General features: G+C 72.7%; 16 protein-coding genes. 9 read left to right on the top strand and 7 right to left on the bottom strand.

The features are described 5' to 3' along the window. The first annotated feature begins 212 nt into the window (after positions 1–212). On the top strand, positions 213–1,580 hold the full coding sequence (locus tag WME89_RS37550; RefSeq protein ID WP_438004411.1) for a serine/threonine-protein kinase: 1,368 nt from the start codon (positions 213–215) through the stop codon (positions 1,578–1,580). On the opposite strand, the gene WME89_RS37545 is transcribed toward WME89_RS37550, so the two are convergent. The 3 genes from WME89_RS37545 to WME89_RS37535 form a co-directional block, all read right to left on the bottom strand. Continuing rightward, positions 1,528–3,642: an ATP-binding domain-containing protein gene (locus tag WME89_RS37545; RefSeq protein WP_438004410.1), complete on the bottom strand. Its 2,115-nt coding sequence runs from the start codon at positions 3,640–3,642 to the stop codon at positions 1,528–1,530. The genes WME89_RS37550 and WME89_RS37545 overlap by 53 nt on opposite strands. A 102-nt stretch (positions 3,643–3,744) precedes the next feature. Continuing rightward, positions 3,745–4,368, bottom strand: a complete 624-nt coding sequence (locus WME89_RS37540; RefSeq protein WP_438004409.1) for a TetR/AcrR family transcriptional regulator — start codon at positions 4,366–4,368, stop codon at positions 3,745–3,747. A gap of 92 nt (positions 4,369–4,460) precedes the next feature. Further along, the gene (locus WME89_RS37535; RefSeq protein ID WP_438004408.1) at positions 4,461–5,186 is read right to left on the bottom strand and encodes a tyrosine-protein phosphatase; all 726 of its coding nucleotides are present in this window, start codon (positions 5,184–5,186) and stop codon (positions 4,461–4,463) included. Positions 5,187–5,256: 70 nt separating this feature from the next. Between WME89_RS37535 and WME89_RS37530 the strand changes: the two genes are divergently transcribed. Beyond that, positions 5,257–5,802: a hypothetical protein gene (locus WME89_RS37530; RefSeq protein ID WP_438004407.1), complete on the top strand. Its 546-nt coding sequence runs from the start codon at positions 5,257–5,259 to the stop codon at positions 5,800–5,802. A 204-nt stretch (positions 5,803–6,006) separates the two neighbouring features. Then, positions 6,007–7,233 carry an ArsA family ATPase gene (locus WME89_RS37525; protein ID WP_438004406.1) on the top strand — a complete coding sequence of 409 codons (1,227 nt, stop codon included), beginning with the start codon at positions 6,007–6,009 and terminating at the stop codon, positions 7,231–7,233. Between the two features lie 134 nt (positions 7,234–7,367). On the opposite strand, the gene der is transcribed toward WME89_RS37525, so the two are convergent. Beyond that, the gene (gene der, locus WME89_RS37520) at positions 7,368–9,329 is read right to left on the bottom strand and encodes a ribosome biogenesis GTPase Der (protein WP_438004405.1); all 1,962 of its coding nucleotides are present in this window, start codon (positions 9,327–9,329) and stop codon (positions 7,368–7,370) included. Further along, positions 9,326–10,258, bottom strand: a complete 933-nt coding sequence (era, locus tag WME89_RS37515) for a GTPase Era (RefSeq protein ID WP_438012021.1) — start codon at positions 10,256–10,258, stop codon at positions 9,326–9,328. Before era ends, der begins: the two co-directional genes overlap by 4 nt. A gap of 639 nt (positions 10,259–10,897) precedes the next feature. Between era and WME89_RS37510 the strand changes: the two genes are divergently transcribed. Together WME89_RS37510 and WME89_RS37505 are read left to right on the top strand one after the other, a co-directional pair. Further along, the gene (locus tag WME89_RS37510) at positions 10,898–13,639 is read left to right on the top strand and encodes a glycosyltransferase family 39 protein (protein ID WP_438004404.1); all 2,742 of its coding nucleotides are present in this window, start codon (positions 10,898–10,900) and stop codon (positions 13,637–13,639) included. A gap of 213 nt (positions 13,640–13,852) precedes the next feature. Continuing rightward, a complete protein-coding gene (locus WME89_RS37505) occupies positions 13,853–14,269 on the top strand; it encodes a TIGR02266 family protein (RefSeq protein ID WP_438004403.1) in 417 nt (138 codons plus the stop codon). Positions 14,270–14,434: 165 nt separating this feature from the next. On the opposite strand, the gene WME89_RS37500 is transcribed toward WME89_RS37505, so the two are convergent. Further along, complete coding sequence (locus tag WME89_RS37500; protein WP_438004402.1) at positions 14,435–15,406, bottom strand: zf-HC2 domain-containing protein; 972 nt, start codon at positions 15,404–15,406, stop codon at positions 14,435–14,437. Between the two features lie 19 nt (positions 15,407–15,425). Beyond that, positions 15,426–16,046, bottom strand: a complete 621-nt coding sequence (locus WME89_RS37495; protein WP_437619474.1) for an RNA polymerase sigma factor — start codon at positions 16,044–16,046, stop codon at positions 15,426–15,428. A 930-nt stretch (positions 16,047–16,976) separates the two neighbouring features. Here WME89_RS37495 and WME89_RS37490 point away from each other — a divergent pair. Genes WME89_RS37490 through WME89_RS37475 form a run of 4 tightly spaced genes read left to right on the top strand, consistent with a single transcriptional unit; the run spans position 16,977 to position 25,723 of the window. Beyond that, positions 16,977–17,543: a hypothetical protein gene (locus WME89_RS37490; protein ID WP_437619472.1), complete on the top strand. Its 567-nt coding sequence runs from the start codon at positions 16,977–16,979 to the stop codon at positions 17,541–17,543. Positions 17,544–17,568: 25 nt separating this feature from the next. Further along, positions 17,569–19,977 carry a tetratricopeptide repeat protein gene (locus WME89_RS37485; RefSeq protein WP_438004401.1) on the top strand — a complete coding sequence of 803 codons (2,409 nt, stop codon included), beginning with the start codon at positions 17,569–17,571 and terminating at the stop codon, positions 19,975–19,977. Beyond that, positions 19,974–24,368 (top strand): tetratricopeptide repeat protein, encoded by a 4,395-nt coding sequence (locus WME89_RS37480; RefSeq protein WP_438004400.1) that lies wholly within the window; start codon positions 19,974–19,976, stop codon positions 24,366–24,368. The genes WME89_RS37485 and WME89_RS37480 overlap by 4 nt, the downstream gene beginning before the upstream one ends. Then, the gene (locus WME89_RS37475) at positions 24,365–25,723 is read left to right on the top strand and encodes a tetratricopeptide repeat protein (protein WP_438004399.1); all 1,359 of its coding nucleotides are present in this window, start codon (positions 24,365–24,367) and stop codon (positions 25,721–25,723) included. Before WME89_RS37480 ends, WME89_RS37475 begins: the two co-directional genes overlap by 4 nt. The last annotated feature ends 13 nt before the right edge of the window (positions 25,724–25,736 follow it).

Raw genomic sequence — 25,736 nt, 5'->3', positions numbered from 1 at the left:
ATCCCGGATAGGACCGACAACGTCCGCGCAGGGGTCTCGCCCGGCAAGCTCGGGGGCGCTCGTCGAGTGTGCATTCTGGATCATGACGGCGCGCGCGCACAGGGCGGTGATGTCGCGGGCGGAGACAGAGTTTCCCGGCTGGGAGTGAGCCCCACAATCCGGGTAACAATCGCGATCCTCCCGCAGCGGGAACACTGGCGAGCTCTTCACCTGTGGGCCACACCTCCCACGTGGGGGGTGGGGGGCGCATTTGCCCGGGGTTTTCCCTGGGTCGGTACGAGCTCGTCCTGCGGGTTTCCGCAGGCGAGGTGGGTGAGGTCTGGGCGGCGCGGCTCAGGCGTGAGCATGGGTTTCAGAAGCTCTTTGCCATCAAGGTGCTTCGCCCCGAGCTCTCGCCCGATCCGGACGCCGTGCGGATGTTCCTGGATGAAGCCGCCCTGGCGGCGCGCATCAGGCACCCGAACGTGGTCCCGGTCGTCGATCTCGGCGAGCGGGACGGCACGCTCTTTTATGTCATGGAGTGGGTGGGCGGCGAGCCCCTCTCGTCGGTGCTGCGCGCCGCGCGCAGGCGTCCGGCGCCGGTGCTCGCCGCGGCCAGGCTCGCTTACCAGATCTGCGCGGCGCTCGACGCCGCGCACGAGCTGCGGGACGAGCTCGGCAATCCGCGCGAGCTCCTCCACTACGATGTCTCGCCGGACAACGTCCTCATCACGTCCGAGGGGCTCGTCCGGCTGGTCGATTTCGGCATCGCCAGGTTCGAGGAAGAGCGGCTCTCGGAGCGCTGGCCCCGGGCGCCGCGCGCCGACGTCACGCGCGGGGGCGCGGTGTCGACCCGCGGCGAGGGGGGCGCGCTCCTGTTCAGGAGCAGCGCGCCGTACATGGCGCCGGAGCACATCCGCGGGCAGCCGTGCGATCGCCGGGCCGATCTCTTCGGGGTGGGGGTGCTGCTCTACGAGCTCCTCTCGGGCGCTCACCCGTTCCAGGCCGACGACAGCGAGAGCACGATGACCCACATCGCGAGCGAGCGGCCCGCCGCGCCGCTGTCGACGCGCGCCGCCCCGTCCCGGCGCGGCTTCGCGGAGCGGCTGAGCGCGGCCCCTCCGCCCGAGCTGATCCCGCCCGCGCTCGACCGGCTCGTCTCGGAGGCGCTCGCCAAGTCGCCCACCGCGCGCACGGCCACCGCGGCGCAGCTCATGCGCGCGCTCGAGGAGGCGGTCCCGGGCGCCGCGCACCCGGGCAACGACGCGCTGGTCGCCAGCTGGATCGGGCAGATCCTCGGGGACGCGTCCCACCTGCGCACGCAGCAGCTGCGCGCGGCGCTCGAGTCGCTCGACCCCGGGGGCGAGTCGACCGCGGACGCGGAGCTCGCCCCGCCCCCGCGGCGCTGGGCGCAGGCGGTGTGGGCGCTCGGGGCCGCCGTGCTCGGGTGCGCGCTCGCCGGGACCACGGCGGTGGGGGACAGCCCTCTCCCGCCGGCCGCGTTCACCGTCCTGGCCGCGCAGAAGGCGCAGGGCGGCGCGGCGAGCGTCAGCTCGCCCCGGCGTCCGCCAGGAGCGGAGACCACGCGGCGCCGGCGATGAGCCAGAGCTGGTGCGACGTCCGCGTCACCGCGACGTGGAGCCGCCGGCGGGCCTCGTCGGTCATCGGGTACGCCGCCGCCGTCGCGTCGGGCACGACGACGTAGTCGAACTCGAGCCCCTTCGCGCTGTCCACGTCGGTGACGTCGATTCCCGCCTCGAACGAGAACGCCCCGTCGAGCACGAGCCTCGCCTCCGGCAGGTCGGCGACAAGCCCGTGGAACTGCCGCGCGGCGTCCTGGTCCCGCGCGATGACGGCGACCGAGGCGCGCGGCTCCCGGCCGGCCAGGTCGCGGAGCGCGCCCGCGAGGAACAGGTGCGCCTGCGCCTCGCTCGGGAAGCGGAAGAGCCCGATCGGCGCGCCGTCCCGCGCCGCGCGCGCGGGCGCCTCGGGCGCGAGCTTGCCGAGGAGGCGCCGCGCGAGCTCGGTCACCGGCCGCGGGCACCGGTACGACACGGCGAGGCGGCAGGTCGCCGCGTCGGCCACCCCGAGCGCGGCGAGCGCCGCGTCCCACCCGGCGAAGCTCGACGACGTCTGCTGCGCCTCGTCGCCGGCGAGCGTCACGCTGCGCGCCTCGCCGAGGAGCTTGCCCAGCACGAACAGCTCGAACAGCGAGAAGTCCTCGGCCTCATCCAGCACGAGGTGCGACCACCCCGCCCCGTCGAGGCCGCGGCGAGCGGCGCGAAGGAACAGCAGGATCGGCAGGTCGTCGACGTCGAGCGTCCCGGCGAGCTCGTCCGGCGTGCCCTCCGCGATGGCGCGGCCGTCGAGCGCCCGCTTCATCTCGGGCACGATGATCGAGGCGAGCTCCTTCTCGAGCGGCTCGGCGAGCTGCAGCACGGTGTGGCGGACGGTCTCCTCGATGGCGCTCCGCGGGAGGTCCCCGGCCGAGGCGGCGACGACGCCCTCGAGGAACCCTCGATCCGTGAAGACGTCGGCGAGGCGGCGGCGCAGCCGCGGGAGCGTCGTGCTCGACGGCGCGAGCTTCGCGAAGCGGCCCTGCAACGCGCGGTGGAGCGCCGGGTGGCGCTTGAGGCTCGAGACGAGCGCCGGCGGATCGGCGCACAGGGCGATCGGCCGGCCGAAGACCTCGCGCGCCGTCGCGGCGGACCAGGCGTCGAGCGTCTTCACCTGGGCCTCGCCCGCGCCGAGCGGCGAGAGCAGGCGGCGCGACAGCCGCGCGAGCCCCTCTTCCGGGACGACGACGCTCATGGCCGGGAGCGGGTACCGCGCCGGATCGAGCGCCGCGATCCGGGCGAGGCGGTGCAGCGCCACGGTCGTCTTGCCGCTCCCGGCGCTGCCGAGCACGAGGAGCGGCTGCTGCGCGGGCGCGCACACGGCGGCGTACTGCTCGGGGTCGAGCAGGGCGGTGACCTCCGCGGCCCTCGCCTGATCCAGGGCGCCGGCGCCGACGCCGAGGCTCCCGGGGCGCGCGGCGGTCCCCGCGCCCCCCGGCTGCATGGCGAGCGAGGCGCGCTCGGCCAGGGTCCACCGCCCGTCGCCCCGCTGCGTCAGGACGAGGCCGTCGCCGACGATCCGGGTGAGGACGCCGCGCTCGACGACGACGATGCGGCGCGCCTTGACCACGCCCTCGGCCACGCGCCCCGGGAAGGTCTCCTCGTACTCGTCGCCCTCGCGGTACCGGTAGAAGATCTGGGCCACCGGCGCGACGCGCCAGTCGAGGATCCGCACGTCGGCCGACGGATCCAGGAAGGTCGCGTGGCCGAGCAGGTAGTCCTTCGCCCCCTTGCCCTCGTCGACACGGAGGTGGGCGAGGTAGGGGCAGAGCGGGTCGGGCAGCGCCTCCCGCGGCTCCTGCTCGATGAGGCGCTGCCGCACGCTCAGCTCGAGGAGCACCGCCGGCAGATCGTCGGCCGACGCCGCGGCGGCCTCGTCGCGGAGCTCCCGGAGCGCGGCGATCGACCTGAGCTCGCGCGGCGCGCGCGGGGCTGTCCCGCGCTCCCGCGCCCTGTCCAGCGCGGCGCGCACGCGCTCGAGGAGCGCCTCCTCTTCCTCGAGGACAGCGCGCGCTTCGACGGGCAGATCAAGCCTGCTTTCCAGCATGGTGGGCCTCCGTGCGCCCCGCGCCGCGGCGAGGGGCAGAGCTCGCGATGAATGAACAGAGTGTTCACTTTTGGGACGAAGCGGACGAAGACGAAGAGAAGCTCACGCGAAGAAGCTCTTGAGTCCGGCGAGGTGGTACTTCGAGTAGCCGTCGACCGCCTCGCGGATGGCGGCTTCGTCCTCGAAGCGCGCCAGGGTGCTGACCGTGGTTCCGACGAGGCTCCGGTAGATCTGGTCGAGGTTGAACCGCGCCGCCTCGGTCACCTCCGTCGCCTCGGGGCGCGGGCTCACCGCGTGAAAGTGCTCGATCGCCAGCGCGACGAGGCGCTGCACGGTCTCCTCGGAGAAGCGCTCGTACCTGGAGCCCCCGGCGCGCCCAAGGAGGATCACGACGCGCAGCCGGTTCTCGATGCAGAAGCGGAGCAGCTCCTCGGACGCGAGGTGGTAGGCGGCCGCCGGCGGGAGCGTCCGGATGTCGTCCACGCCCTCGAGCGCCTTCACCCGGCGGCGGAGCAGGAGCGTGAACGAGCGGACGAAGCCTTCATCCACGACCGTGTAGAAGAGCGCGTCCTTGTTCGCGTAGGACCGGTAGATGTTGCCCGTGGAGACGCCGGCCGTCCGGGCGATCTCGGCCATCGTCGCGCTCTCGTACCCCTTCCGCGCGAAGACCGTCAGCGCGGCCGCGGCGATGCTCTCCTGCACGTCGTCTTTGAGGACCTGCGCCATGGCGACTCAATAATGAACGGTTCGTTCACTTATAGCCGCGCGCGCGTTCCCGTCAAGGGAGCGGGGCCCTCGCGGGGCCTCCCCTCGCTGCCTCAGGCGTCGACGCGGCCTTCGAGGATCGCGCGCGGGCCGTCGATCAGCAGGAACGTCGCTTCCTCTTCGCCCACCCTGGAGAAGAGGGCCTTGATGCCGTCGCGCACGTCGGCGACGTCCCTGGGGGAGTGGGCGTCGCTGCACGCGGCGTAGTAGTACCCCTCCTCGAGCAGCTGCTCTGCGGCCCGGCGGGGGGTGCGCCCGTACTTGCCGGTGAGCGCCGCGACGTCGAGGAGGAGCACGGCGCCCGCGTCGAGGAGCGGATCCAGCGAGGAGCAGTCGTCGAAGACGGGCTCGTAGCGCTCCGGGTGGGCGATGACGGGGCGGAGCTTGCGGCGGCTGAGATCGAGGAGCCGATCCGCGACGCGGACGGGGAAGCTCCGGGTCGGGAACTCGACGAGGACCGCGTGGCCGCCGGGGTAGGGGAGGGCGCTGCCGTCGAGGAGGCGCTGGAAGACGATGTCGTCGAAGAAGTGCTCCGACGAGAGGTCGAGCGCGGGCAGGTCGCGCGCCCCGGCCAGCGCGGCGCAGGTGGCGTCGTAGGCCGCGCGGAGGCTCTGGCGGGTGTTGTCGAACATCCCGGGGCGCATGTGCGGCGTGGCCACGACGGTGTCGAACCCGGCGCCGCGGAGCGCGGTGAGCAGGGCGAAGCTCTCCTCGGTGTCGCGCGCGCCGTCGTCGATGCCCGCGACCCAGTGGCAGTGCAGATCGATGAAGCCGCGCATCGTCGACCGAACTTAGCAAAGTTGGCCGCCCCCGTGCGCTACGACCATGCTTCGCGTCGAGGAGGTGTTCGTGTCGTTGTCGTTATCGAACCAGCAGCTTGTGCCTCAGCGCGGGTCGGATGACTGCGCGGGCGGCCAGCGCGGCGAAGGGCCGGGAGGCCGCCCGGGGCGCCCGATCGAAGCAGGGGCGCGCTCGGCCGAGGGCGCGCTCGCAGCCACCATGGATGAGGGGGCCCCCGCCTCCGAGCGGCGGCGCCGCCGCAGCGACGATCCGATCACCGCGCTGCATTATCAGCTCTCGACGACCCGCACCGAGGCGAACCTCGACGTCGTGGTCCTGGTGGACGACAGCGGCTGCCTCGTCGCGGGGGCGGGCGCCTGGCCTGCGTGCGAGGAGCTCGCCGCCTACGCCCCGCTCCTCGCCAACCGGGACGCCGTCCAGAGCGCGGCCGTCGGCTCGCGCATCGCCGCGCTCACCGCGGAGGTCGAGGTCCAGAGCCTCTCCGTGGCGGGCGCCGAGGTGCTGCTCTGCGGCCGAGGCGGCACGGCGGAGCGCGGCGCCTCCATCGCCCGGGCCGCCGCCGGCTGCCTGCGCATCCTCCGCACCGCGGCCTGACCTCCGCACCACGGCCCGAGCGACGCGCCGCGCCGCGGCCTGAGCGGCGCGCCGCAGCCTGAGCGGCGCGCCGCAGCCCGAGCGGCGGTCGCGCCGCAGCCCGAGCGGCGGTCGCGCCGCAGCCCGAGCGGCGGTCGCGCCGCAGCCCGGGCGCTCGCGTCCCCGGTTCGTGCTACAAGGGGCCGCGACCTCAGGTCGCGCGTCATGCCCGGCCCGCTCGTACCCCCTCGAAACACCTCCCCCGTCACCCCCGCGTCCCGCCGGACGGACGACGCCGGCCTGGCCCCGCTGCTCGCCTCCCGCAGGGTGATCCTCTGCGTCGGCTGCGGCGGCGTCGGCAAGACGACCACGACCGCGGCGCTCGGCCTTGCCGCGGCCCGCCGCGGCAAGCGCGTCCTCTGCCTGACGATCGACCCGGCGCGCCGTCTGTCCCAGAGCCTCGGGCTCGAGGAGATGAAGACGGAGGCCCAGACGATCGAGCCCGCCCGCTTCGCCAAAGCCGGGCTCGACGTGCCCGGCTCGATGACCGTCATGATGCTCGACACGAAGTCGACCTTCGACGGCCTCGTCGCGTCGCTCGCCCCGTCGCCCGAGCAGCGCGACCGGATCCTGGGCAACGTCCTCTACAAGTACATCTCCACGTCGCTCGCGGGGACGCAGGAGTACATGGCGATGGAGAAGCTCTACGCCGTGAGGGGCGACCCGAGCTACGACCTCGTCCTGCTCGACACGCCGCCCACGGCGAACGCGCTCGACTTCCTCGACGCGCCGGAGCGGCTCGTCGGCGCCATCGACAGCGCGGCGACGCGCTGGTTCGTGCAGGCCTTCCAGAGCTCCGGCAGGCTGTCGCTCAACCTGCTGGCGCGCTCGACCGCGGCGGTGCTGCGGGGCATCGGCAAGCTGACCGGCAGCGGCTTCCTCGAGCAGGTCGCGGCGTTCATCAGCGAGATGAACGCCGTCTTCGGCGGCTGGAAGCAGCGGGCGGACGCGGTGGCCTCGGCGCTGCGCGGCCCCGACGTGGCGTACGTGCTCGTCACGACGCCCGATCCGCTCTGCGTGCGCGAGGTGCTGTACTTCGCCGATCGCCTGCGCGAGCAGGAGATGCGCCGCGACGCGTTCGTCGTGAACCGGGTCCACCCGGAGTACGGCGCGCTCCCCGGCGCCGCGGAGATCGCCGCGGCGCTCGACGGGAGCGGCCTCGCGCTCGCCCCCGACGCCGCGCCGCGCCTGCTCCAGGCCGCCCAGGATGAGAGCCGCATGGGGAAGCTCGATCAGCTGAACCTGATCGCCCTCGAGGCGGCGCTGGAGGACGAGCAGAGCGGCGGCAGCGTCCGCGTGGACGTCCCGGCCTTCCCCTACGACATCTACGATGTGGCCGGCCTGGCGAGGATCGCCGACGTGCTGGCGCCGCTGCCCGGGGCGTCGGGGTAGGTAGAGGCCATCTCCGCGAGTGACGCGCGGCGCAGCGCGGGCCTGCGGCCCGGCCGCGCGCCGCGCCACGGATGGCGCGGCGCGAGCTCGCGCAGCGCCGCGTCATCCGTGGCGCGGCGCGTGCTCGCGGCGCGCTACACCCGCCGCCTCCGCTCCTTGTACTTCACCCGGACCGGCACGCCCTCGAGGCCGAACGCCTGTCGGAGCTGGTTCGCGACGTAGCGCCGGTAGCTGAAGTGGAGCTTCTCGGGGTCGCTCGCGATGACAACGAACAGGGGCGGCGACGTCTCGGCCTGCGTGATGAAGAACAGGCGCGGGGCGCGCCCGCCGTGCGTGGGCGGCGGGTGGGTGAGGAGGATCTGCTCGAAGAAGCGGTTGAGCTCTCCGGTGGGCACGCGCTTCCGGTAGGCGTCGGCCACCTGGCCCACCGTCTCGAGGAGCTTCGCCACGCCGCGCCCGCTGCGCGCGCTCATCTGCGCGATCGGCGCCCACGGCACGAACGCGAGCTTTCCGCGGGCGTCCTCCTCCGCCTTCGCGAGCGTCTTCCGGTCGAGGAGATCGATCTTGTTGAGGCCGATCACGATGCCGCACCCTCGATCGACAGCCAGCCCGAGGATCTTCGCGTCTTGCTCGGCCACGCCCTCGGCCGCGTCGCAGAGCAGGAGCACGACCTCTGCCCGCTCCATGGCGCGGATCGCGTGCATCACGCTGACCGCCTCGACGGCGCTGTCCTCCTTCGTCACCTTCGACTTGCGCCGGATGCCGGCCGTGTCGATGAGCAAGAGCCGCTTGCCGTCGCGCTCGACCAGGGTGTCGATCGGGTCGCGCGTCGTGCCCGGCTGCGCGTCGACCAGCATGCGCTCCTCGCCCGAGATGCGGTTCACGAGCGATGATTTCCCGGCGTTCGGCCGCCCGACGATCGCGATGCGGAGCGCACCCTCGGACGACTCCTCGGAGGCCGCGGGTTCAGCGGGCAGCGCGGCCTCGATGGCCATCTCCAGATCCGAGATCCCGCGACCGTGGAGGGCGCTGATCAGGATGAGCCGATCCATCCCGAGGCGGTACAGCTCCGCGGCCTCTGCCTCGGCGCGGGTCGAGTCCGCCTTGTTCGCGACGTAGATCACGGGCTTGCCGGCGCGGCGCAGGAGGCCGAGCTCGGCGTGCTCGGAGGGCGTGACCGGCGTCACGGCGTCGAGCACGCACACGATGACGTCGGCCTCGGCGATGGCGAGGTCGATCTGCCGCTTGATCCCCTGCCGCATGGGGTCGTCGCTCTCGGGGTCGAACCCGCCGGTGTCGACGAGCGTGAACCGCCGTCCTCGCGAGGTGACGTCGCCGTAGTGGCGATCGCGGGTCACCCCGGGCTCGTCGTGCACGATCGCGGCGCGCCTGCCGACCAGCCGGTTGAACAGCGTGCTCTTGCCGGTGTTGGGGCGCCCGACCAGCGCCACGATCCCGGCCGAGGGGATCGGCGGAGGCGCGTCCGACGCGGCGTCCTCGACCGCGGCGCGCGCCTCCTCGGCGAGCTCCGCCGGAAGCTCGTCCCTGTCCTCTGTCTGGTCGAGGAGGCGCTGCTCCGGGGCACCTCGCCTCTTGCTCAGGGTTGACTCGCTGCCCTCCCTTGAGCCGGGAGGTCGCTTGCTCGGCGCCCCGGGGCCCTTGCCGGTCGCGGCAGTCCTCTTGTCGGCCGCGGCAGGCCTCTTGCCGGCTGCGACAGGTCCCTTGCCGGTCGCGGCAGGTCCCTTGCCGGCCGCGGCAGGTCCCTTGCCGGCCGCGGCAGGTCCCTTGCCGGCCGCGGCAGGTCCCTTGCCGGCCGCGGCAGGCCTCTTGCCGGCCGCGGCAGGCCTCTTGCCGGCCGCGGCAGGCCTCTTGTCGGCCGCGGCAGGCCTCTTGCCGGCCGCGGCAGGCCTCTTGTCGGCCGCGGCGGCGCTCTTCCTGGAGGCTCCTGCGCCCTTGCTCGAGGCGACCGCGCCTTTTCTGGGGCCGGCTCCGCCCCTCTTCGCCGGGGCGTCGCCCTTCTTCGTCGCCCGGCCGCCTTCGGCGCCGCCCTGGCCGCGCCGGGTTGATCTGGAAAGAGCTGGTCTTGCCGCGCTCACGAGGTTTCTCCCTTGTTGTAACCGAGCTCTTCCAGCCGCTGGAGCGACTCGCGCCACTCCGGCGTTACCCGCACCCAGAGCTTGAGGTTCACCTGCCGTCCGACAAGCTCCTCGATCCGGAGCCGGGCCTCCGTGCCAATCCGCTTTAGCTGCTCTGCGCCGGTGCCGATCAGGATCTTCTTCTGCCCCGGCCGTTCCACATGGATGGTCGCGTCGATGTGCAGCGCGCCGTCGCCGGTCGGCTCGACGTAGCGCTCGATCTGCACGGCGCTCGCATGCGGCACCTCGGCCTTGGTGGCGCGGAGGATCTGCTCGCGGACGTACTCGGCGGCGAAGAAGCGCGTCGGCCTGTCGGTGAGCTCGTCGGGCGCGAAGCCCCAGTCCTTCTCGGGGCAGAGCTTCGCCACCTCGTCGAGCACGCGCTGGACACCGTCCTCGCGCAGCGCCGAGATCGGCACGATCGCCGCGAACTCCCGGACCTTGGCGAACGCGTCGAGGAGCGGCAAGAGCAGCGCCTTGTCCCGCATCCGGTCGACCTTGTTGAGCACGAACACCACCGGCGCCTCGCTCCCGAGGTCGGCGAGCAGCGTCAGGTCGCCCGGATGCGGCGCGAGCGGCGGGCCTTCCTCGTCCTCCTTCACGCGCCGCGGGAGGCGCGCCGGATCCGGCGCTTCGGTCACGAACACGATCACGTCGGCGCTCCGCGCCGCCTCGCGCGCCGCCTGGTTCATCACGCGCCCGAGCTCCGTGCGCGGCCGGTGCAGCCCCGGCGTGTCGAGCAGCGCGATCTCCGCCCGGCCGTGGTGCACGACCCCGAGGATCGCGTCGCGCGTCGTCTGCGGCATCGGCGAGACGATCGCGAGCGGATGGCCGAGCGCCGCGTTGAGCAGCGTCGATTTGCCCACGTTTGGCCGCCCTACCAGGGCCACGCGCCCGGAGCGTCTCGGCAACGAGGCGTCCGTCTCCTCCTCCGTCCGCCTCGGGCCGTCTTTCTTCTTCCGCTGCTGCTGAACGCCGCCTCGCGCGCCCGCCGTTCGTTCCGGGAGCGATCGCCCCGTCGCGCCCCCACCAGGGCGGGAGCCACGTCCGGCCTGGCTGCGGGCCGCGCCGGGAGCGCGCGCCGAGGAGCTCCGCTTGGTGGCTGCCCGTTCCGCGTCGCCCCGCTCCGCATCATCCCGCCCGACGGCGCGCTCGGCGCCGCCCCGTTCCGCATCACCCCGCCCGACGGCGCGCTCGGCGCCGCCTCGCTTGCTCGCGCGTCGCGATCCATCGCCGGCGTGCGCCTCGCTGTCGCGTCGGGGCGCGCGCGCCGGACGGATCGCCGCGTCGCCCGCCGGGGGCTCCTGGCCGGAGCGCGCGCCCCGGCGGTTGCCCTTCTCTGCAGGGCGGGAGCCAGCGGCGGCCGAGGAGGGCTTCGGCGCCTGCGGGCGCGCTCTCGCGCCCTGGGGCGCACTCTTGGGACGGCCTTTCACCACGCCGCGCGCGATAGCAGACGCCCAGGGGGGCCACAAACCATTCCCTGCGATCCGTGGTCAAGGGCGCGCGAAGGCGGTAAGGGGATGCCTCGCATGTCGAGCGCCCACCGAGGGGACCCACACAGCGGAGCCCCGCCCGCCGTCCCCGAGCCGCACGAGAGCGCGTCCCCAGCGCACGCCGAGGCGCCACCCCATGACGAGCGCTCGGCCGAGGTTGGCGGTGAGCGCTCGGCTGCAGTCGGCGGCGCACCGGCCCCGGGCGCGGCCGGCGCGGTCACCGGCAGCCGGCGCGGCGGCCCGGCGCGGCTCGCCGCCCTTGCGCTGGCGGCCCTCGCGCTGCTGCCCCTCCTCGGCAAGAGCGGCATCTGGGACCCGTATGAGCTCGACAACGCCGACCTCGCCCGCCGGATCGCCATCCACGTCTTCGGCGCGCGCGGCCTGGATCTCGCCGACGCCGCCGGGCAGCTGCCGACCCTGACCGACCTCGGCATGGGCGAGCTCGGGTTCACCTCGATGGCGCTCGGCTTCCGCCTGTTCGGCCTGCATGACTGGGCCGGGCGGCTCCCCCTCGCGCTGTGGGGGCTCGCCGGCGCGCTCGTCCTCTACGAGCTCCTCGCGCGGCTCGTCGATCGCAAGGCCGGCCTGTACGGCGTCGCGGTGCTCGTGACGATGCCGCTCTACGTGATGCAGGCCCGCACCATGCTCGGCGACATCGTCACCATGGCCGCGCTCACGATGGCGTTCTGCGGGCTGACCGGCGCGCTGCTCGAGGGCGGCCGCGCCGTGGGGCGAGGCGCCCTGCTCGCGCCGGCCGCATGGCTCGCGGTCGGGCTCGTCGGCCTCGCCGCGGGGTACCTCAGCCGCGGCCTGCTGATCGGGGTCGCCGTCCCCGCGCTCGGCGCCGGCCTGACCTGGCTCGTGCTCCGCACCTCCGGCGCGTGGGCCCAGCCGGAGGGCCCGCGGCCCACGCTGGGCGACCTCGTGGGCGGCGCTGCGCTGTTGCTCGGCGTCGCGGCGGCCGCGAAGGGGGTCCTCGTGCTCGCGAGCGCGAGCGCCGATGCGCCGCTCCCGCGCGCCCTCGGCGTCGCGCTCCTCAGCAAGCCGCCGGTCGAGTCGACGTTCGATCTCACGCTGCGCCAGCTCGGGCACGCCCTCTTCCCGTGGAGCGCCTTCCTGCCGTTCGCCATCGGCCGCCTCTTCCGCGCGCCCGCCGCGGATCAGGGGGCCGCGCCCGCCGCGCCCGGCCTCGGCCCCGAGGCCGGCGTCCGGATCGCGCTCGTCGTCACGTCGGCGCTCGCCTACGGCGCCTTCGCGCTGCTCGCGCCGCACGCCGGAGCGCTCCCGTTCAGCGGCCCCGCGCTCCTCGCCGCGATCGCCGCGCTCGCCATCCGCGATCTCGAGCGCGGCGCCCCCTCTTCCCGCGCGCTCGCCGTCGGCTGCTCCGTGCTCGCCTTCGTCCTCTATCGGGACTTCGTCCTCTCGCCCGACAAGGCCCTCAGCGTCTTCTCGGTCGACAAGCCCGTCTTCCCGAAGAGCTTCGAGGACGAGGCGGCCTCGGCGATGCGCCTGGTCCTGCTCGCGTTCGCCGGTCTCGTGGCGCTCACCTGGTTCGAGGAGCAACCCCGCGCGCTCGACCGCAGCCTCAGGGCGTGGGCGCGGCGCCTCGCCGACGAGGTCCAGGCCGGCGCCATGGAGCTCACCCGCATCTGGAACGGCAACCTGCTGTTCCTGATGATCGTCCTCGAGGCGGCGCTCGTCGGCATCGGCGCGATGCTCTTCGTGGGCAAGCGCATCGGGTGGGGGACCGTCGCGAGGATGCCGAACAACCTCGCCGCGTACGGGATGAACGCCTGGTGGGCGCTGCCCCTGCTGCTCGCCGTCGGCCCCGTGCTGCTGGTCGCGGTGCGCGACGCGTTCCGCTTCGCCGTCGCGCGCACCGCCATCCCTCGCGCCCTCGGCACGCCGCTCGCCGGGCTCATCGCCGGCTTCCTGCTGAGCTTCTGGTACTACCCGGCGCTCGCGGCCCAGCTCTCGCCGAAGGAGGTCTTCGAGTCCTACGCGTCGCTGCACAGGCCCGGCGAGCCGCTCGCGACGCTCGGCGTCCGGAGCCGCGCCGCGGCCTACTACCAGGGCGGCGAGATCACCTCGTTCGACGATGTGCCGCAGGCGTTCGCGTGGCTCACCGCCGCCCCCACGGAGGGCTCCGCGGGCGGAGCCCCCGCCGCCGGCGCGCGCCGCTGGCTCGTCGTGAAGTCCGACGAGCTGCCCAGGTTGAACAGCCTCTTCCGCAAGCGTCATCGGCGCAACCTGCCCGTGCTCGACGGCCGATCAAGCCAGATCCTCCTCGCGTCGAACGAGCCAGGCGGCAGACCGAACGAGAGCTGGCTCAGCCGCGTGGTGCTCGACGAGCCCGCCGCGCCCGCCAACCCGCTCGAGGCGATGTTCGAGGATCAGCTGGAGGTGCTCGGCTGGGAGCTGACCGACGACGAGGGCCGGACGGTCGCCAGCGTGATCCCCCAGAAGAGCTACCACCTGCGGACCTACTTCCGCGTCCACCGGCCCATCACCGGCAACTGGAAGATGTTCGTTCACATCGACGGGTTCCAGCGCCGCTACAACGGCGATCATCCCGTGCTCGAGGGGCGCTACCCGCTGAGCCTGTGGCAACCGGGCGACGTCGTCGTGGACGACCACGAGCTCCAGCTCGAGCCCAACTTCACCCCGGGCGACTACGCGCTCTACTTCGGCTTCTTTGCCGGCGAGACGCGCTTCCACGTGACGCGCGGGCCTGAACACGAGGACCGCGTCCGCGCCGGCGTCATCCGCGTGCGGTGACCCGACGCTGTGGGATTCCCGACGCATGCCGCGTCGCGCGGCGCCCCCGCCGCGGTACGACCGTGCGAGCGCGATCCATCGCGTCGAGCGCCCTCGACGCGCGTGCGGAAAGCGGCTAGTCGCAGGAACATGACCGGGGGCCGTGGTGATTCCAACCATCCACCCTCCGCGCCTGGCGGTTCACCGGCCTCCTGCGCGCAGGCGAGCGCCTATGTGGATGCGAGCCACACCGGCGACGAGGTCGAGTGCGAGAGCCCCGCACCGGATTCGCTCAACCGGCGCTCGTCCGAGCGCCTCGACGTGACGTGGCTCGTGGACTGCGAGACCGACGACACCTTTCTCTACGCGTCGATCACGAACATCTCCGAGATGGGCATCTTCATCCGCACGACGCAGCCCCTCTCGATCGGCACGCGGCTGACGCTCCGCTTCTCGCCGCCGGGGGCCGGCGGCTCGTACGTGCTCGAGGGGACGGTGCAGTGGATCAATGAGGTGCGCCCTCTCCACGACAACCCGAACCCGGGCATGGGGATCCGCTTCGTCGATCTCACGCCGGACGATCGCGAGCGCATCGTCGACACGATCCGGACGATCGCCTACATCCGCGACGCCCCGGTGAGCTCGAACTAGGCAGCCGCCTCCCTGGTGCCGCGCGCCGCAGCGGCGCCCCGCGCGGCGGCAGCATGCGCCGCGGCGGCGGTGGCGACCACGGCGCCGGCTGCAGCGCGGCGCCGGTGACGGCTGCAGCGCGGCGGCAGCATGCGCCGCGGCGCCGGTGCATGCCGGCCGCCCGCCTCAGCGTGACATCGTGCGGGGAGGCGTCGCCTCCACGGGCTTGCCGGCTTCGTACGCGTCGCTGGTGGCCGTCGGCGCGGCGGGCTTCGCCATCGGCGCGGCGCGCGCAGGCGCGGCCGCCGGCGCCGCGTTCTGGGCTCGCGCGCGCGCGGCGGTCGCCTCGAGGCTCTCGAGCATGTGCTCGGCGCGCTCCCCGTGGCTCTTCGAGGAGCGGAGCGAGAGGAGCAGCTCGCGCGCCTTCTCGGTCTCCCCGGAGGCCTGGTAGCACCGGGCTGCCTCCCACATCGCGGCGTGCGCGGCCGGCGTGCCCGGGTACTGCGCGCCGACCTCGTCGAGCTTGCCGACGGCGGCCGCGCAGCCCGACTTGTGCTGCAGCGCCTGCGCCTCACGGAGCGCGGTGCTCGCGCTGTCCTCGGGCTCCGCGGCCCCGCGCGCGCCCTTCTCCTTCGCCGCATCCATCGCCCTCGACGGCTCGGTCGCCTTGGCTTCGGCCGAGCGCCGGCCGTCGACCTCGTCGGCGGTGACGGTCGCGGCGGCCGGCGCGGCGACGCTGGGCGGCTCGTGCTGATCCGACGCGGGCTGGCCCCACTCGGTGACGCGCACCGGCGCCACGCCCGTCTTCGGCCGCAACAGCAGCAGGCTCGATCCGATGACGAGCACGAAGAGCGCCGCCATCGCCAGCTGCGGCCGCATCGCGTGGCTGCCAGCCCAGGCCAGCGCGCGGAGCGCCTTGCGCCGGAACGGCGTCTTCTTCTGCGCGATCTCGACCGCATCGAGGATCCGCGCCTCGAGCTCCTCGCTCGGCTCCTCGAGCGGCAAGGCGCCGACGTCGCGGGCCGCGCGCAGCCCCGCGAACGCCGAGGCGCAACGGGCGCAGCTGTCCATGTGCCGCTTCATGGCCGCATACGTCAGCTCGTCGAGCTCGTCGTAGAGCGCGTCCATCACGTGCTGATCGAACTTCTCGCAGTCCATAGGCAGCTCTTCCGCAACGCTAGCGCAGCGCCCTCGCGTAATCCTCGTACTCCGACAGGGCCTCCTGGAGCCGCTCGAGGGCGTAGCGCATGCGGCTCTTCACCGTGTTCTCGGGCACCCCGACGATCTGGGCGATGTCCTTGAAGGGCACGTGCCCGATCTCCCGGAGGAGGAAGACCTCCCGCTGCTCGTGCGGGAGACCCTCGACGGCCCGGACGATGAGCTGCCCCATCTCGGTCCCGATCGCGACCCGGTCCACCGCGGCCTGAGGCGCCGGATCCGCGGTGCGCTCGCCGAGCGTGGGCCCGTCGCCGCCGTCGCCCGAGCCCTGGTCGAGCGACGGGTGGCGCCGGAGCGACATCTTGCGCAGGTGATCGATGCAGACGTTGCGCGCGATCGCGTACGTCCAGGTGGTGAACCGCGCCTCATGCTTGAAATCGGAGGCGCTCTGCACAATCTTCACGAACACATCCTGCACCAGATCCTCGGCGACGGCAGGCCCCCGGACCTGCCGCAGGATGAAGTTGTAGATGGCCGTCTTGTGCCGCCGGACGAGCCCGGCAAACGCGGCGCGGTCGCCGCCCTGAAAGCGCATCATCAGGGCTTCGTCCGTGACCTCCTCTCGAGAAATCGGGACCATCCTAGCTCCCGGAGCGGCCGAGCCTGTGCGGCGCTCCTTCGGCGGCCCGGGCGGCGGGGTGTTCGTGGCGACGACCGCGGCGTCGGATCGGACGCGCAGCGCGGCTCGAAGATCTGAGGCGCTCTCCTTCCCCTGACACAAGCGCACCTTAGCGGATCCGCCCCCGAGCGAGCGAGCCCCCTTCGCCCGCAGCCAGAGCGGGCCGCGCCGAGCCGCGCGCCGAGCCGCGCGCCGGACCAGAGCCCGGGCCCGCGGCGTCCTCCGGGCAGCGCCTCGCCCACCGGCCGGAGGCGCCGTCCGCGCGCGCGCAAGCGGAACCGTCCGCGCGCGCGCAAGCGGAAGGAGAGCTCCAGCACGATTCCTGCTGCACGGTGTGACGTCTCCGTTCGTCGCAGGCGACGGGATGCTCCGCCGGAAAAGAGGAAGCTGTCCAGGTCGTTGCGCTCGGAAGCCTGCCGCCACTAGACTCGCCGCCACCGGGCGTGAGGTCGCCCCCCTCTGCTGACGAGGGTAAAACCAAGAGGTTACCTTTCGATGCGACTTATCAGGATGCTGGCTGTGGGGGTGGGGGCCTCCTTCTTGATGGCCATGCCCGCCCTTGCACAGAGCCCGAGCGGTGCGACGGGCAGCGCCGCTGCTCCCGCCGCCTCTGTGGCGCCGGCCGCCTCGGCAGCGCCTGCGAAGGGAGCGCAGGCCGCCCCGGCGCCTGCTGCCACGACGGGTGGATCGACGGCGGGTACGGCCGCCTCGCCGGGGACGACGGGCGCGCCGGCGGCGGGTACGGCGGCATCACCCGCCACGTCGGGCGCGTCGACAGCGGGTACGGCTGCGTCGCCGGGGGCGGCGGGCGCGCCGGCGGGTACGGCTGCGTCGCCTGGCGCCGCGGGCGCCACGGCCGCGGGCACGCCCAGCACCGCCGCTGCGCCGGCGATGGACGGCCCGACGTACTCGGTGCGGCTGCGCGACCTGGAGCAGCGCATCGATGAGCTCAAGGAGCAGATCCGCCGCAGCCATACGCGGCTCTCGCTCCTCAGCGACACGATCCTCTCAGGGGGCGGCGCCGGCTCGCGCGCCGCGATCAAGTTCAACAACGAGCTGTCGACCGCGTTCCGCGTGACCCGCGTGCTCATCGTCCTCGACGGCGCCGTCCAGTACAACAAGACCGATCAGTCCGGTGCCCTCGCGGAGCAGTCCGAGATCCCGATCTTCAACGGCTCGGTTCCGCCGGGAGACCACACCCTCCAGGTGCTCGTGAACCTGCAGGGCAACGGCTACGGTGTGTTCTCCTACCTCCGCGGCTACCGGTTCGAGGTGCGCTCCAGCCACTCGTTCACGGCGGTCGAGGGGAAGACGATCAACCTTCAGGCGGTCGCGTTCGAGAAGGGCGGGGTCACGACGCCGCTCGAGGAGCGCCCGGCCGTCCGTTTCGTCGAGAAGATTGTAAGCGGTCTCGCGGACGCTCCCGGGCAGCAGGCCGCCGCCGCGGGTGGCAAGTAGATCGAGCTCGTTAGGACAAGTCGCCATGACCTGGGACTCCGGATCGCGGGTTATCCCTGCCTTGCTTGGCCTGCTCACGATCGGCGCGGCCACGGCCGCGGCCCCTTCCGATGCGTGGGCCCTGGACTCCGAGCGCGCTTACACGAGCGCGTCTCAGCAGATCAGCAGCGTCTCTTCCGGGCTCGGCGCCATCCAGGCGGCGATCCAGAAGTCTCGCGGCGAGGAGCGCACCCCGGCGCAGCGCATCGCCGACGCCGCCCTCCTCATGGGCTCCAGGGACTACGAGCGCGCGGCGAACGTGCTGAACCAGGTGGTCGAGAAGTACCCTGACCACCCGACGGCCCTCCCGGACGCGCTGTCGATGCTCGGCGAGACGTACTTCCGCTCGAAGCAGTACCTCTCCGCACGCCGGGTCTTCCAGCGGATCGTCTCGAGCGGCGCCGAGCCGCGCTTCGCCGCCTACCAGGCGAAGGCGCTCGGCCGGCTCGTGGACATCTGCCTGCGGATCAAGGACTACGACGCCCTCGACGCCATCTTCGCGTCGATGAACAGCGTCCCGTCCGGCACGGCGGGGAGCGCCCTCTCGTACGCGCGCGGCAAGGGCCTCTACGTGAAGAAGGACTTCGGCGGCGCGAAGGCTGCGCTCGGCGCGGTCGACCCGCAGAGCGAGTACTTCCACCAGGCGAGGTACCTGCTCGGACTGATCGCGGTGAAGGAGGCGACGCCCCCGCCGGAGCCGCTCAAGGAGGGCGACGCGCCCCCGGCGGTGCCCAAGACCCGCTACGTCGCCGCGATCGACCAGTTCCAGCGGGTGACGCAGCTGCCGGCCGACACCCCGGAGCACCGGCGCGTCATCGACCTCGCGTGGCTCGCGATCGGGCGGCTCTTCTACGAGGCCGACCAGTGGGCCCAGGCCGTGAACGCGTACGGCCACATCGATCGCCTCTCGCCCGAGTTCGGGACCATGCTCTACGAGCTCGCCTGGGTGTATGTGCGCCTCGGCGACGTGGATCGCGCCCAGCGGTCGCTCGAGATCCTCGCCATCGCCGAGCCGGATAGCCAGAACATCGCGGACGGCTCGCTGCTCCGCGGCGACCTGATGCTCCGCGCCGGCCGTTTCGAGAAGGCGCTGAAGGTGTACGAGGGGGTCCGCGCCACCTACGACCCGATGCGCGTGCGCGTGGACGCCTTCCTCGGCTCGACGAGCGATCCCGCGGTCTATTACGACAAGCTGAGCCAGGAGCAGCTGGAGGCGCTCGACACGACCTCCGCGCTCCCGCCGCTGGCGGTGCAGTGGGCGCGCGAGGCCGAGGACGGCCCGGCCGCGTTCGCGGTGATCGACGACATCAACCACTGCCGCGACCTGATCAAGCAGTCGAACGAGCTCATCGAGAAGCTGAACGCGGTGCTCAGCTCGCCCAACCGGGTGCGCGCGTTCCCGGAGCTCAGGGCCGGCGAGGAGAGGGCGCTCGCGCTGCTCAACCGGGTCGCGCTGGCGCGCCTCGCGCTCGGCCAGGGCATGGACGACGTGGAGGACGGCTCGCTCTCGGGCGAGATCGGCAGCGTGCGCGCGCGGCGGCGCGCGCTGGAGAAGCGCCTCGCGCGCGTGCCCGTCTCCGACGCCGATTTCCAGGAGCGCGAGACGCAGGCGCTCAGGCAGTGGAACACCCAGTCGCAGCGCCTGCAGCAGCTGACGCTGCAGATGGACACGCTGCAGGCGACGATCAACGGGCTCCGGCGGGTGCTCCGCGAAGGTCCCCAGGCCGGCGTCGTGCGGGACCCCGCGAGCATCGCGCGGTTCGAGCACGAGCTCGCGCAGAACGAGCGCGATCTCGCGCTCTACCGACAGCAGACGGACGTGCTCCGCAGGCAGATCAGCGCGGGCCGGGTCCAGGTCGGCTTCGGCGATCAGCGCTTCATCGAGGACGCGCAGACCCGGAAGGCCCACCGCGACGCGCTGACGCGCGAGGTCGAGCTGGCCGCGGCGGGCGCTGGCGGCCAGGACCTCGCGGCGTACGCGCAGCGCATCACGCCGGTGCTCCGCGCCGGCGACTCGGCGGACGCGAAGGTCGAGGCGGCGCTCGGCGAGATCGAGCGCGAGGTCGCCCAGAAGTCCGCGGGCCTCCGGCAGATCGTCGGCCGGGAGACGGCGAGCGTCGTGCACTACTCGGTGCAGCTCGAGGCGCTCGACAGGGAGGCGCGCCTCGTCGTCGGCGAGGTCGCGATGAGGAACTTCGGCCTCGTCCGCGACCGGCTGAAGAACATCATCCTGCGCGCCGACGTCGGCATCACCGAGGAGGCGTGGGAGGTCCGCGAGGAGCAGATGACGCGTGTCCGCAGCCTGCAGGTCGAGCGCGCCCGGGAGGATCGGGTCCTCAAGGAGGAGCTCAACGAGGTCCTCGATGACAGCGGCGATCCGGAGGATGAGAAGTGAGCAAGGAGCAAGGCGGCGCGAGCGCGCCGCAGATCGCTGACGCGCCGCGCGCGGGGGCACGGGCGCAGATCCTCGGGCCGGGGGCCGCGCGCGCGCCGCTCGGCGTCGCGCGGGCGGGGCGTCGTCGCCCGCGCGGCGCGCTCGGGCTCGCCAGCCTCGCGCTGGTGCTGGCGGTCGCGCCGCTCGCGCTCTCCCAGCCGGGCGGCCAGCCGTCGCCAGCGCCGGCGACCTCCGCCGTCCCTGCGACGACGCCGACCGCGGCAGCGCCAGGCACAGCACCCGCGGCGGCAGGCACCACGCCAGGCGCTGCCGCCGCGCCGTCCGCCGCCGCCGCCACGCCGCCGGCCGCGGTTCCGCCGGTGCAGCCCTTCGCGCCCCCGATGGCTGTCGGGCGCAAGCAGGCGCCGCCGCCGCCTCCTCCGACGCCCGCGCAGCTCGCCGCGCTCGCTGCGCTCGAAAAGGAGGCGGCCGCCTACGAGAAGGCGGCCCGCGACTACCGCAGCGCCATCACGCGCATCGTGCAGCACCACTACGAGGACCGGCGCCGCCGCATCCTCTCGTCGCTCGACCGCGAGATCGAGACGGAGCGAAAGGGCCTCCGCGACGCTCGGGAAGAGGCGATCCGCCGGCTCGAGGTGTTCGTCCAGCGCTACAGCGGCCCGAACGCTCACCCGGAGAACACCCCCGACGCGATGTTCCGCCTGGCCGCGCTCTACGAGGAGCGCGCGCGCACCGACTCCGACGTGAGCGAGGATCTCAGCGTCGCGCTGCTCCCGGCCATCGCGCTCTACAAGCGCGTCATCAGCGAGTTCCCGCAGTACCGTGAGCTCGCCGGGATCTACTACTACCTCGGCCACGCGCTGAACGACTCGGTGCGCTTCCCCGAGGCGCAGCAGGTGTGGCGCTCGCTCGTGTGCCACAACAAGTACCCGTACCCCGTCGCGCCCGATCCGAAGGACCCGACGCGCGACACGGTCGGCAAGCTCCCTCAGGACCACGACGCCGACTACTGGACCGGCTGGGAGTCGCGCCACCCGACGCCCATCGGCTCCACGCCGGGCGGCCGGGCGGTCCAGTCCGCGCGCAGGGCCGCGAGGGGACAGGCGCCCGCTGTCGAGGACGAGACGGCCTATGTCGATCCCTACCCGGACGATTGCCAGCCGATCCCCCAGAAGACGGCGCTCGGCGCCGAGCCCCGCTACATCGCCGAGGTCTGGTGGCAGATCGGCGACTACCACTTCAACGAGATCGACCGCGCTGGCGGCCCGTTCAACTACAACAGGGCCGAGTCGGGGTACCGGCAGTCCATCAAGTACAAGAAGCCCCCTGTCCACGGCGTCGCGATGTACAAGCTCGCCTGGACGTACTTCAAGCAGCAGCGCTACGAGACCTCGGTACGCCAGTTCATCGAGCTGCTCCGCTACACCGACGAGCAGGAGAAGCTGACGGGCGATCCTGGCGCGGATTTCCGGGCAGAGGCGTACACCTACATCGCCGGCTCGCTGACGTACCTCGACTTCGTCGGCCCCGGGCCGGACGAGCCCTACATCCCGCGCAACGACGTCCTCGACGTCGAGACCGACCCGCGCATGGCCGAGCAGAAGATGCGGATCGCCATCGAGCGCGTCCAGGATCCGAAGCTGATCCCGCAGGACCAGAAGTGGACGGTCGAGATCTACAAGGCGCTCGCGATGGAGTTCAAGGAGCTCAACCAGTATCGGAACACGATCGAGGTGAGCGAGATCATCCTCCAGAAGTGGCCGATGCACCGCGACGCGCCCGTCGTGCAGAACCAGATCGCGGACATCTACGACACGCTCACGTCGCAGTCGCGCGAGGGGACGGCCGAGCGGGCGCTGAACTCGGCGAAGGCGCTCGAGGCGCGCACGAAGCTCGCCCAGTACGTGGGCATGACCCCGTGGGTCGAGGCCAACAAGGACGATCCGGAGGCGATCCAGACCGCGGAGCGGCTGGTGCGCGGCGGGCTCCGCCGGGCCGCCGCCGACCACACGAACGCCGGCAGCGCCCTCGTGCAGCAGGCGCTGACCGTGAACGAGAAGGAGACGCGCGACCCGATCTTCGAGCGCGCGCTCAGCGAGTACCGCCTCGCCGCGCAGGGCTGGGCCGGCTACCTGGCCCAGGACGAGAACGCCCCCGACGCGTACGAGAGCCGATACTGGCTCGCCGATGCGCACCACATGGTCGTCGTGATCACGGTGGCCATGGATCGCTCGCCCACGGCTCAGGAGGTCGAGCTGGCGAGGAGCTCTGCGGTCGGCGTGCGAGACTCCAACGAGGACGACAAGTACCTGCAGCCCGCGGCGTACATGGTCGTCGACACCGCCCACCAAGGGCTCCTCGATCGACACAAGCTCTTCCAGCGGACGAACGGCGCCGAGGGCCTCGAGCCGCGCGAGAAGCTCAAGATCGTGGGCGAGGGCGACGAGCAGCGCGTGCTCGCCGAGCCGCTGCCCCCGCAGGTGCAGGCGGCCGTCACGGCGCGCGACGAGTACATCCAGCGCGTCCCGCCCGCGCTCGACGCCCCGAAGAACATCGACCTCTACGCGTTCCAGGCGGCCGACTACTACTTCCTCTACGGTCAGTTCGCCGAGGCGCGCCGGCGGCTCGAGCCCATCTACAACACGCAGTGCGGCAAGACCGAGTTCGGCTACAAGGCGTGGGAGCGGCTCACGACGATGTCGAACCTCGAGAACAACGTCGAGCAGAGCCGCAAGCTCGCCGAGGCGGCGCTCACGCGGAGCTGCGCGGTCAGCGAGGAGCAGAAGCTGAAGGAGGGCGACATCGCCCGGCCGACGATCTCCCGCGGCTACTACCTCGACGCTGCCCGGGCCTTCGAGAAGGCCGAGAAGATGCCGGACGGCCCGGCGCGCATCGCCGCCTGGCGCGAGGCCGCGGCGCTCTACCGGGTCGCGCTCGAGAAGGCGCCGGCCCGGGACGAGGCGCCGGAGGCCGCGATGAACGGCGCCTACTGCTACAAGCAGGTCGGCGACTACGACCAGGCCATCGAGATGTACTCCCTGTTCATCAAGGAGTACGGCAACGAGGCGAACCTGGCGAAGCTCGAGAAGGGCGACCCGGACGCGAACCCCCCGAAGAACCCCGATCCGAAGCGCTACGCCGAGCGGGTGAAGTACCTGAAGCAGGCCTACGACGCGCTCTCCGCCGCGTACGTCCTCTTCTTCAACTACCGCAGCGCGGCCGAGACCTACGACACCATCGCGCGCAACCCGCGGTTCGAGCAGGCGGCGCGCCGGGACGCGGCGCGGAACTCGGTGCTGCTCTACGCGAACATCGGGGAGCGCGACAAGATGACCGCCTCGCGCGCCACCTTCATGAGCCTGAACCCGCCCCCCGAGCAGAAGGCCGACATCGACTTCCTCGTCGCGTCGGCGGACCTGAAGGCCTGGGACGAGCAGGGCTCCGACGAGGGCCCGAACCGCGCCGCGCGCACCAAGGCGACGCAGACGATGGAGGCCTATTACAAGGCCAACAAGAACAACCCGGCCGCGAGCGGGTACGTGGTCCAGGCGGCGTACCACGCGTCCAAGATGCGCTCCGCCGCCAGCGATCCGCGGGCGCTCGAGTGGTGCAAGAACACCATGACGGCGTTCACGTCCTTCCGGAACGCGGCGACCGGCGACAAGCCGAAGGCCCTCGGGTCGGTGCAGGCCGACATGGCGGCGGAGTGCGCCTACAAGGCCATCGATGACCGCATCAAGGCCGAGTTCGACTACGACACCGGGCACCACCGCTACGAAGGCGTCATCGACCAGGTGAAGCGGGCCTTCGAGGCCGACATCAAGAAGGCCAACGACAGGTACTGGAAGGAGCTCCAGGAGGTCATCACCGCGTACGAGTCGCGCCCGTGGTCGGCCGCTGCGCGCGCGCGGCAGGGCTCGCTCTACGACTCCTGCCGCACCGGCCTCTACAACGCCCGCCCGCCGGGCCTGCGGCTCTACACGGACAAGGAAGAGAAGCTGCTCAAGCTCGCGGAGACGAGCGATCGCGAGGACCTCCAGGAGACGGCCGACGCGCTCCGCCAGAACCGGCGCGAGCAATGGCGCGCCGCGCGCGAGCGGCTCCTCGCCGACGCCGACGTGGCGATGGTGAAGTTCTACGTCGAGTCCGTCGTCTGGGCGAAGGCGTGGAAGGTCCGGAGCCCGGCGGTGGATTATGCGATCCAGCGGCTCGCGTTCTTCACGGACATCCTCGGCGACGCCAAGCTCCGCGAGTGGAGTCAGGGGATCATCGATCCCGAGACGAAGCGCCCGTTCGAGTACAAGGATGGCCTCTTCCTCCGGACGCGGCCCGGCATGACCCCGCCGCTCGCGCCCGACGGCCTCCCCCTGCCCCTGCCGGTCGTCCCATGAAGCGCCGCCTCCCTGCCGCCCTCCTCGCCAGCCTGCTCGCGACCGTGTCGCCGTTCGTCCTCGCCTCCTGCGGCGACGAGGCGACGCCGCCGCCCAAGGTGCCCACCCGCCCGGCGGGTCCTGCCGGCGCGGCGCAGCCGCCCGTCCAGGCGCCGTACGGCATGAACGACGCGCCGAGCTCGGCGCGTCCTTACGACCAGCCCGCGCAGCCGACGCACCCGGCCATGAACGCCCGGGCGGCGGCGATCTACCAGAGCGGCCTGCAGGCGTTCGCGAACGGCGACCTCGCCAACGCGAGGGCGCTGTTCACGCAGGCGACGCAGGCCGATCCGCGCGCGCACCAGGCCTTCTACTCGCTCGGCGTGGTGCAGGAGCGGCTGCGCGACGGGGCCGCGGGCGCGAGCTACCGCCAGGCGTTCACGCTCGTGCCCGACTACGAGCCCGCCATCATCGCGTACGCGATGCTGCTCGCCAGGAAGGATCAGCTCGGCGAGGCCGAGCGGCTCCTGAACGAGAAGCGCGGCCAGATGCCGAAATCGGCGGCCGTGGCGGCGACGCTCGCGGAGATCAAGTCGCTTCAGCGGGACACCGGCTCGGCCCAGCGGCTCGCGCAGGAGGCGCTGAAGATCAACCCGGACTACCGGCCGGCGATGGTCATCATCGCCCGCGACCACTACCGGAACCGGCGCCTCGATCTCGCGCTGTACGCGCTCCAGGCGATCCTCGACGGGTTCGAGCCGGTCAGCGACAACCCGCCGCGCGACAGGGACAACGCCGAGGCGCTGCTGCTCCGCGGCCTGATCTACCGGGAGCAGGGCCAGCGCGCCGCGGCGCTCGAGGAGTTCCGCAAGGCGGTGACGCGCCGCCCCGACCTCGTCGAGGCGCGGGTGCAGCTCGCGACCTACCTGCTCGAGGCGGGCAACGCTCAGGAGGCGCTGCCGCTCCTGGAGGGCGCCGTCCGGTTCGACTCCGAGCACATCGCCGCCCACCTCAACCTCGGGGACGCCTACCGCCTGCTCGAGCGCTACGCCGACGCGAAGCGCGAGTTCGACTGGGTGCTCGCCCGCAACCCGAACCTGCCGCAGGTCCACTACGACCTCGGCCTGCTCTACCTGTTCGCCCCGAGCGTCCCCGGCATGACGCCGAAGCAGCAGGTGGCGGAGGCGATCAAGTCGCTGACGAAGTTCCAGGAGCTGCGCAACAAGGGCCAGCGCGACGACTCGGAGGAGCTCCTGAACCGCGCCAAGCTCAAGGAGGGCGAGCTCAACGCGGCCGCGGCCGCAGCTCAGCCCGTGGCTCCTCCTCCTGCTGCACCGGCGGATGGAGGCGTCGCCGACGCCGCGACCGACACGTGAGGGAGACCATGAG

The sequence above is a fragment of the Sorangium sp. So ce321 genome (genome assembly GCF_051530195.1).
GTDB lineage: Bacteria > Myxococcota_A > Polyangia > Polyangiales > Polyangiaceae > Sorangium.
The sequence above is the reverse complement of the archived record's forward strand: the minus strand, read 5'-3'. Positions and strand labels throughout refer to the sequence as shown.

Coding starts and splice junctions, on each gene's coding strand:
- WME89_RS37495 (WP_437619474.1), bottom strand. CDS start 16,046: ATGGTCCCGATTTCTCGAGAGGAGGTCACGGACGAAGCCCTGATGATG.
- WME89_RS37500 (WP_438004402.1), bottom strand. CDS start 15,406: ATGGACTGCGAGAAGTTCGATCAGCACGTGATGGACGCGCTCTACGAC.
- WME89_RS37535 (WP_438004408.1), bottom strand. CDS start 5,186: ATGCGCGGCTTCATCGATCTGCACTGCCACTGGGTCGCGGGCATCGAC.
- WME89_RS37545 (WP_438004410.1), bottom strand. CDS start 3,642: ATGCTGGAAAGCAGGCTTGATCTGCCCGTCGAAGCGCGCGCTGTCCTC.
- WME89_RS37510 (WP_438004404.1), top strand. CDS start 10,898: ATGTCGAGCGCCCACCGAGGGGACCCACACAGCGGAGCCCCGCCCGCC.
- WME89_RS37475 (WP_438004399.1), top strand. CDS start 24,365: ATGAAGCGCCGCCTCCCTGCCGCCCTCCTCGCCAGCCTGCTCGCGACC.
- WME89_RS37485 (WP_438004401.1), top strand. CDS start 17,569: ATGACCTGGGACTCCGGATCGCGGGTTATCCCTGCCTTGCTTGGCCTG.
- WME89_RS37525 (WP_438004406.1), top strand. CDS start 6,007: ATGCCCGGCCCGCTCGTACCCCCTCGAAACACCTCCCCCGTCACCCCC.
- WME89_RS37540 (WP_438004409.1), bottom strand. CDS start 4,368: ATGGCGCAGGTCCTCAAAGACGACGTGCAGGAGAGCATCGCCGCGGCC.
- WME89_RS37490 (WP_437619472.1), top strand. CDS start 16,977: ATGGACGGCCCGACGTACTCGGTGCGGCTGCGCGACCTGGAGCAGCGC.